The sequence below is a fragment of the Peribacillus sp. B65 genome (assembly GCF_058513295.1).
This window is the reverse complement of sequence record NZ_CP195840.1, coordinates 5244414-5252382: the sequence shown is the minus strand read 5'-3', so window position 1 is coordinate 5252382 and position 7969 is coordinate 5244414. Positions and strand designations below refer to the sequence as shown.

Annotated in this window: 8 protein-coding genes; 7 read left to right on the top strand and 1 reads right to left on the bottom strand. The window is 38.7% G+C overall.

Annotation, left to right across the window (positions count from 1 at the left end):
* Positions 1-100 precede the first annotated feature (100 nt).
* The 3 genes from sdaAA (at position 101) to ACSR9O_RS25735 (ending at position 2129) form a co-directional block, all read left to right on the top strand.
* The gene (gene sdaAA, locus ACSR9O_RS25745) at positions 101-976 is read left to right on the top strand and encodes an L-serine ammonia-lyase, iron-sulfur-dependent, subunit alpha (protein ID WP_230177759.1); all 876 of its coding nucleotides are present in this window, start codon (positions 101-103) and stop codon (positions 974-976) included.
* 316 nt (positions 977-1292) lie between these two features.
* A complete protein-coding gene (locus ACSR9O_RS25740; protein WP_230177757.1) occupies positions 1293-1451 on the top strand; it encodes a YuzK family famiily protein in 159 nt (52 codons plus the stop codon).
* A 165-nt stretch (positions 1452-1616) separates the two neighbouring features.
* Entirely contained in the window at positions 1617-2129 is a 513-nt protein-coding gene (locus tag ACSR9O_RS25735) for a DinB family protein (protein ID WP_491725318.1), read from the top strand.
* Positions 2130-2310: 181 nt separating this feature from the next.
* Here ACSR9O_RS25735 and brnQ read toward each other — a convergent pair whose 3' ends face one another.
* A complete protein-coding gene (gene brnQ, locus ACSR9O_RS25730) occupies positions 2311-3645 on the bottom strand; it encodes a branched-chain amino acid transport system II carrier protein (RefSeq protein WP_101224771.1) in 1335 nt (444 codons plus the stop codon).
* A 349-nt stretch (positions 3646-3994) separates the two neighbouring features.
* On the opposite strand from brnQ, the gene ACSR9O_RS25725 reads away from it, so the two are divergent.
* From ACSR9O_RS25725 to speB, 4 genes are all read left to right on the top strand, one after another.
* Entirely contained in the window at positions 3995-4225 is a 231-nt protein-coding gene (locus ACSR9O_RS25725; protein ID WP_491725317.1) for a hypothetical protein, read from the top strand.
* A gap of 308 nt (positions 4226-4533) precedes the next feature.
* Complete coding sequence (gene sinI / locus ACSR9O_RS25720; protein ID WP_491725316.1) at positions 4534-4641, top strand: DNA-binding anti-repressor SinI; 108 nt, start codon at positions 4534-4536, stop codon at positions 4639-4641.
* 502 nt (positions 4642-5143) lie between these two features.
* Positions 5144-6250: a GerAB/ArcD/ProY family transporter gene (locus ACSR9O_RS25715; protein ID WP_491725315.1), complete on the top strand. Its 1107-nt coding sequence runs from the start codon at positions 5144-5146 to the stop codon at positions 6248-6250.
* A 736-nt stretch (positions 6251-6986) separates the two neighbouring features.
* Positions 6987-7928, top strand: a complete 942-nt coding sequence (gene speB / locus ACSR9O_RS25710; protein WP_491725314.1) for an agmatinase — start codon at positions 6987-6989, stop codon at positions 7926-7928.
* The last annotated feature ends 41 nt before the right edge of the window (positions 7929-7969 follow it).

Genomic DNA, 7969 nt, shown 5'->3' with positions numbered 1-7969 from the left:
AAGGGCGATGTGATGAAGGAAATTGAACGATTGGAAAACGTGTCGCAAGTCATAAGGATGGTTGAATGATAAGTGCTGGCATAGATATGGAGGTAAAAACATGTTCCGAAATGTAGCAGAGTTAGTAGAACTTGCTGAAAGTAAACAGGTAAAAATCGCGGAAATCATGATTTTACAAGAAATGGAGTTCTCAGGCCTGTCGAGAGAACAGATCATCGAAAAGATGGACAGGAATTTGACAGTGATGGAACAAGCGGTGGAAAGAGGCCTGAAAGGTGTGCAATCCGTGACAGGCCTAACGGGCGGAGACGCTGTTCTTTTGCAAAATTATATCAAGTCGGGCAAGGCACTGGCAGGTAATTTATTATTGGATGCCGTCAGTAAAGCTGTTGCGACGAACGAAGTGAACGCAGCAATGGGAATGATTTGTGCCACTCCGACTGCAGGTTCTGCGGGCGTTGTGCCCGGTACATTATTTGCCGTGAAAGAAAAATTAAACCCGACCCGGGCAGAGATGATTGAATTTCTTTTCACTTCCGCTGCCTTCGGATTCGTGGTTGCAAACAACGCTTCCATTTCTGGAGCGGCTGGCGGCTGCCAAGCAGAAGTGGGCTCGGCAAGCGGAATGGCCGCAGCTGCGATAGTGGAACTGGCCGGCGGTACACCAAGCCAAGCCGCAGAAGCGATGGCAATCACATTGAAAAATATGCTTGGACTGGTTTGTGATCCAGTGGCTGGATTGGTCGAAGTTCCTTGCGTGAAACGTAACGCAATGGGTGCCTCCAACGCGATAACGGCAGCTGATATGGCGCTTGCAGGCATTACGAGCCGCATTCCATGTGACGAAGTTATCGATGCCATGTATAAAATAGGCTTGACCATGCCAGTTGCACTTCGTGAAACGGCAGAGGGCGGCCTGGCTGCGACTCCTACTGGGCGTAGATTGGCAAAGGAAATTTTCGGTTCATATAAATAAACATTCAGTCCCATTAACAACAGGTTTGTTAATGGGATTTTTAATTTGTCTTAAAAAAACAACTCCAATCCCTTAACCTGCTCAATAATAAGATTATCTTTTTGTGAATGAAAAAAGGAAATTAGAGGAAGGTGGAGGAATTTGGCGTTTATGGACACGGAGATGGAAAGAGTCGTTAAAAATTCTGAATTATCAGTGAATATGGAGCCATAGCAACTTTGTTAGTTATCAATTTCAATGATAAGATGAGTACGAAATTCACTATGGGAAGGATTGATTCTTCATTAATTTTCTCGAATTAACGTACACGTCGGCAATGGAAAAAGCGATGTTTCAGGCTCATGGAATCGGCTATGCACTATATGCTCAAAAACTGGAGCAGCGCATGATGGTTGAACAAGAACGGGAACAGGATTATCTAAAAAGCAGGCGTATATCAGACGAGATGAGAGCCAATCTTTTTTTGGGTAGTTAATTTCGAAGATATCGAATAACATAAAACGAAAAAACATGAACAAGCGAAAGAGCAATCTTAAAGATTGCTCTTTTTGTCTTGCCCTAAAGGGGTATTTTCTATTAAAAAGGAGGTGACACCAATTTTAAATAGAATGTATGTTGATGAAGAGGAGGATTGATCTTAGTGGAGAGAAGAGCATTACTGGTATCAGCATTACCGGGATATGAAGAAGAAATTGGGCGGTGGCTATGGTGTTTAGAAGATGTTCGCCGTACGCTGATAACGAAATTGACTGGAATCAGCCAAAATATACTTGATACGAAATTCGATGAAAGGCAAACGATTGGCTCGATGTTGTATCACATAGCTCTGATAGAGGCAGATTGGTTATACGAGGAGGTCCTTGTTTCGGAATGGGATTCGGAAATACGCGCGTTGTTTCCATTAGGATGTCGTGCCGAAGATGGCTCCCTAAACCACATTGAAGGACAAACATTAGAAGAACATTTCTACCGCCTCAATAATGTACGTGAAGTATTTCTTTCAAACTTTCGCACAATGGACCTAACGGATTGGCGTAAACCGAGGGTACTTGAACAATATGACGTCACGCCTGAATGGGTCGTTTACCATTTGGTTGAACATGAATCACATCATCGAGGACAGATTTTTCAGTTGCTGAAGAAATTAGAATGAATAAGAAATTAAAGAATGTGTTTTTTTAATGGCCTGCAATCCATATCAGTTTGTCGACAAATCTGCCGAATAACTGCTTGGCAGACGATCGCTGAAACGTTTGTCAAAGAAAAAAACTGTAGGCAAACTCGCTTTTCTTCGAATTTGTCTACAGTCAATATTCCTGGTCTGATTTATATCATTAATCTATTTGGTGATTGAATTTCGACTTTAAGACGCTGCTGGCATACCCAATGAATCCTCCAACAATGGCAGGAATGACCCATCCTAGTCCTGCCTCATACATAGGAAGTATTGCAGTGAAGAAATCATTGATGAATGAAATGTGTACACCTGCTCCATTTAATCCATCAAATAAACTGACGATGAATGTTAAAAGTAAGCTGCCTTGATAAACTTCAGGTCTTCCTTTAAATAAAGAATGAAGAAATGTTAGGAAAATCAAAACAATGGCCAATGGATAAATGGCTGTCATAACAGGTACGGAAATGGCAATTAACTCGGTAAGTCCAATATTGGCAATAATTGCACTGAATATGGATAAACTTATGGCAATCGTTTTGTAAGGCAGATTTGGAAATAGCTTATGGAAGTATGTCGAGCAAGATGTAATGAGTCCTACGCTTGTCGTTATGCAAGCCACTGTGATCATTAATCCTAATAATAGCCCACCATATGCTCCAAAGTAATAATCCGAGACTTTCGCCAAGACAATGCCTCCATTATCCAAGCGTCCAAGTTCCCCAACGCTTGAAGCACCCATATAAGAAAGAGCTGTATAAATGGTGGCAAGAATAACAGCCGCAATGGCAGTCGCTTTCCCACAAACAATCATTATTTGTTTTTTTGTTTTAGCCCCTTTTTCTTTGATGGCATTAATGATGATGATTCCAAAAACAAAAGATGCAAGGGTATCCATGGTTAAATAACCTTCTCTGAACCCATTGAAAAATGGTTGAACCATATAGTGCTCTGCAGGTGCTTGAAAATCTCCAATTGGATTAACGAAAGCGACTACTACCAGGATTCCAATGAATGTCAACTTGATCGGTGTTAAAACTTTCCCCACAATTTCGACAATTTTCGCAGGATTGAGCGAAAGAAGGCACGAAACTGTAAAAAAGATGATGGTGAAAATAAGTAAAGGCAATGGACCTGAATCTTCAGGTAAAAAAGGTTTTACACCGATCTCAAAAGAAACGTTTCCTGTTCTAGGCATTGCGAATAATGGACCAATGGCTAAGTAAAGAACGGTTGTGAATACAATACCAAAGACTGGATGGACACGGCTCGCTAATGATTGTAAGTCATCTTTTCCAGAAAAACCGAGTGCCAGCACACCAAGTAACGGTAATCCTACTCCTGTGACCAAAAATCCTGCATTAGCTGACCAGATATTCATACCTGCTGATTGACCAAGCATTGGCGGGAAAATTAAATTCCCTGCCCCAAAGAAAAGGGCAAATAACATGAACCCAATCACTACTATAAATGAAGATGGTACCTTATTAGACAAAATAAACCCTCCGAAAAACCAAAATTTGCTATTTTAGAAAATTATTAAATTTTCTAAAAATTATATAAACAGTAATACTAAGACCGTACAGTATTATAACTAAATTAAATTGATATTTCAATATATTTTTTGTTTTTTATTAATTACCTTGATGTTAAGTGATCCGCCCTTATCTTATTTTGAACATCTAAAGGCTGCTCATACTCATGAAATTTGAAATGTTAAAGAAATAAGGGTGCGGAAAAAAATGCTTAGCGTCGCGAACCTGCTTGAGCTCACGATAAAGATTGACGGTTTAGACGGCGGACTTTATTTTAATTTAGAGTGGAAAAATTAAGGGGTGTTTTAAATGGGAGTATTTTTTGAAAAAATACTGGGGTTGTTTTTTGAAAAACGGAAACAAAGCAAAAAAGATGTTTTATTACTAATTTTCATATTCGCGCTTCCTATAGCTAATATGGTTGGGTATATCACGGATATGGACTTATTTTGGTTAACTGACATTGTATTAATTGCAATCATTGTTCTTTCGGCATTCATATATTTTGAAGGAAAACGAAACAGGGTAAATGAACATTAAAATTTGTTTTTTTGGTGAGCGGACGATAGGTTAAATGTTGTAGTAAAGTAAAATAGTGGTGTTAAAATAACACACATGTCCACTCATTGTGTTAAATAAGGAACAATTTTAGTTGTTAAAAGTGAGTTTTATAATATCGTTCTGGTATTAATATGCTAAAGATTTTAGTGGCCTTCGCTGGATAGTTTGCGCAGAAAATATTCCTGGCTAATAAAATTGGCACGTTAAATGCAAGGATAATTAATATGAATTGTCTTAATTAAACGGGGAAAGCGAACATGTTAATTTAATTATTTATTGAAAAAGGCTTGGATAAGGAAGGTTCAGAAATGCTATTGGATGCCCGGGAGCTAGGGATTTCTATAGAAGAAATTAGAGAATTCTTGAATCGGTCGCAATCTTTGAGACCTGAATAAGGTCTGAGTTTGTAGACAAAAGGGGTTCCATCCAAATTTATAAACAATGTTGATTGGATCGGGTGTTCGAGACTGCTGCGGGAAAAGCGCGCCGAGGAGGCTCCCGGACCGCCCGCGGAAAGCGAGTGCCTGTAATGGAAATCGATTCGAGGTTTTATAAACCCAAATATAAGCTGAGAAAAACTTAATTTTCAAAGAGTTTGTCTACAGTCTGGGCTGATTATGCAGCTCTTTTTTTATGGGGCCATAGAGGCAGCTATATTGCGCAGTATGCCGGAACTATAAAAAGTGAATCGAAGCTCTAAGTTATCTCCTAACAAGGGGAGTCAGGATTTATAAAACACATTATTTCTAATTTTTCAAACTGCCTGCGGCTTGAAGTGGCAAAAAAATAACTTGTATTCAGCAGGGTTTGTATATTCTTCTTCTGTCAATTATGGTTATGGAATCAGAATTTCTGCCTTTTGTATATAACTTTACCGTTTTGTCGTGAAAGGAACTTATGAAAATGCTCGAGAAGGGTAAAATCGGAAGCCGTCAACTGACGATATTAGTGATTTTATATACGCTTGGAGATTCTATATTAGTCATTCCCTCCATTGTCGCTTCTGAAGCTAAACAAGATGGTTGGATTTCGGGTATTATAAGCGTGGTGATAGCACCGTTATTGGTTGTTTTTATATATGACGCTTTAAGGAAATGCTATCCTGATTTAACATTAGTGGAATACAGCCAAAAAATTCTGGGTAAGTGGCTGGGAATAGCAATTTCTCTTTTATTTATAAGCTACTTTTTTATAACCACAGCGACTTATCTGAGTGAAATTGGGGATTTTATGATAAGTCATATTATGCCTGATACTCCAAATCAAGTGATCATGATTCTATTTATGAGTGTCGTCCTCATGGCCGCACGTCTTGGTTTGGAACCTTTGGCCCGAAGCGCAGAAATATTTTTCCCATTTGTTGTATTACTTGTATCAACATTGATGATTCTTCTACTTCCTGAGATTAAATTTCAAAACCTGCAACCCATATGGGAGGGGGGATTGAAACCGGTTATACGGGGATCTATACCATTTATTGTTTTTCCGTTTATTGAACCGGTTGCGATTCTAATGATTCTCCCGTTCGTAAGTCAAAAAGACAGAATAAGAAAAAGCCTTTTTGTCGGTCAAGTGTTGGCTGGAAGTGTTTTGATCATTATAACCATGTTAGCACTTCTTGTACTTGGTCCAGAGTCAACAGCAAGACAAAATTATCCAATCTATATGTTGGCTAAGAAAATAAATATTGGTGATTTCATGATGCGGCTGGAAGCAATACTAGCCATAATATGGTTCATCACCATTTTTATTAGATTTAGTTTGTTTTTTTATGTGACCGTTTTAGGCTTGGCACAAACGTTTAAATTGCAAGATTATCGTCCTCTGATTTTTCCGTTTGGTATCCTTTTGATTGCCTTTACATTGATTATGACACCCAATATAGTCCATTATAGTAAATTCATTTCAGAAATCTGGCCGTTTTATGCAATGACATTCGGGTTTCTGCTTCCGGTGATATTACTAATAATCTCCAAAGTTCAGAAAAATGATGGACCAAACTAAGGGGTCTTATTTGTTAAGAAACTTGTGTAAATTTCTAGAAGGTTTTTATAGTTATCTAGAAGCTTAGGTGTTATTCCATAAAAGTGCGCAATTCTTTACTTTATCTCAGTTTTTATGAGGGTTTATAAAACCCCTCGACGCGCTTTTCCCGCAGGAGTCTCGCACACCCGATCCAATCAACTGTACTAGATTATCCTTCATGTTTTTTTACAGTTATCCTTAATGGATGGAAGAAATTCGCGACACTCCTGCCGAATAACTGGCTAGCCGAGACCCCACAGACGCTTGCGTCGAGGAGGCTTGGCAGACAGTCGGCGGAAAGGGAGCGGATTTCTGAAATCAACTGTAGACAAATTCAAAGAAAATAACTGTAGGCAAACTGCTTTCTTCGAATCTGTCTACAGTCTGGGAGTTGCTTTTGCAGCTCTTTTTCTTATGGAGCTAAAGGGGCAGCTAGTGTAACAAGAATAGGTGGATTTAATTTAATAGAGGAGGATTGAAAGAAAAGGCTAATTTGATCAAAAAGAGGATTCGATAGACAATAAAAAATAGTTTGACTTTTCTTACAACTATGTTTATATTTGGTTTAATACTAACTACCGTTAGTTAATAAAATTCTAAAAGTAGGTGTTAGAAATAAAAAGTAATTTAATGAATCATAGGTTGTAAGCGATTACACCTTGTGTTTGTAAATTTATATGAAAAGATTTTTATTTAAAACCAGGAGATGATACTTATGAAATATCCACTTACACCAGATGTAAAGCCAGAGTTTTGTACAACAGGAACCTTTATGCGTTTACCTTCTCAAATGCATGATGCAAAGCTGGCAATTGTGGGTATGCCCTTTGATACAGCAGCTTCTTTTAGGGTGGGAGCCAGGTTTGCTCCTCAAGCCATTCGCCAAGCATCCATGACCCTGTTTCCTTATCATCCTATTCATAAGGTATATCCTTTTGAACAATTGAATGCCATTGATATAGGGGATATCCCTGTTATTCCCCATAATATTCATCGAAGTTATGATCTAATGAAGGAATCCATGTTTGAATTGATGTCCAAAGGGGTCATACCTATTGGATTAGGGGGAGATCATTCTGTCACTTTAGCTAGTTTACGAGCTGCGGCAAAGGTATATGGCCCGGTAGCCATGATTCATTTTGATTCCCATACAGATACTTGGGATACATATTATGAGGAAAAATATTGGCATGGATCTCCATTTATACGTGCACACGAAGAAGGTTTGCTGCAGGCAGATAAAGTATTTCAAGTAGGAATCCGAGGTACGCTAAACCACTCTGGAGATTTACAGGCAAGTCTTGATTTAGGTTATCGTTTGATTACAACTGGTGAACTTTCCAATCGTGGATTTGAAGATGTTTTGAAAGAGATTAGAAAAACCATTGGTAACACACCTTGTTTCTTGACATTTGATATAGATTTCGTTGATCCTTCTTTTGCTCCAGGTACAGGTACACCTGAAGCAGGCGGTTTTAGCAGCTTTGAAACACTTAAAATGATTCGTGCCCTAACTGACTTTAACTTTATAGGATATGATGTGGTTGAAGTGCTGCCATCATATGATCCAAGTCAAATCACTTCACTTTTAGCAGCAACACTTGTACATGAGTTTGCCAGCCTAGCAGCATTAAGTACGAAAGAAGTCAATCAATAAAAAGCAGTCATTACATTAGATAAAGGGGGCAGCTCTTTGCG